We start from the raw sequence: 771 nt of genomic DNA on the forward strand, positions 1-771 counted from the left end.
TGTTATTACTGTAGCCGTTGGCTACTACTTAAGATATGCATTAAGTTATCGTGATATATCTGAAATATTAAGAGAGCGTGGCGTGAACGTTCATCACTCAACGATCTATCGATGGGTTCAAGAATATGCTCCTATTTTGTATCAAATTTGGAAGAAAAAGAATAACAAAGCGTATTATAAGTGGCGCATTGATGAGACATATATCAAAATCAAAGGAAAATGGTGTTATTTGTATCGTGCCATTGATGCAGATGGTCATACATTAGATATTTGGTTACGTAAGAAACGAGATAATCAATCAGCATATGCGTTTATTAAAAGACTTATTAAACAGTTTGGTAAACCTCAAACAATTATTACAGATCAAGCACCTTCAATGAAGGTGGCCATGTCTAAGTTGAGGAAAGATTTTAAACTCAAATCTAATTGTCATTGTACATCTAAGTATCTTAATAACCTCATTGAACAAGATCATCGTCATATTAAGATGAAGAAGACAAGCTATCGAAGTATTAATACGGCAAAGAACACGCTCAAAGGCATTGAATGTATTTATGGATTATATAAAAGGAACCGTATGTCTCTTCAGATCTACGGATTTTCTCCTTGCCACGAAATTAGTTACATGTTAGTCAGTTAAGCGAAGACTGACACAATAAAATGGTGATTAGCTATATTTTTCTAACTTTGCAACAGAACCTTTTATTCTCTATTGGTATGTATCTTGTGGTATTTGGTCTAAAAAATGTGGGCATCACAACGCTTCTTGGT

The 771-nt window shown here is 33.9% G+C and carries 1 protein-coding gene; it reads left to right on the forward strand.

Translation table 11 applies throughout. The features are described from left to right. On the forward strand, positions 1–640 hold a 640-nt coding region (locus tag AB840_RS15460), incomplete at its 5' end, for an IS6 family transposase (protein ID WP_072061884.1). Positions 641–771: the final 131 nt, after the last annotated feature.

The organism is Megasphaera cerevisiae DSM 20462, assembly GCF_001045675.1.
Lineage (GTDB): Bacteria > Bacillota > Negativicutes > Veillonellales > Megasphaeraceae > Megasphaera > Megasphaera cerevisiae.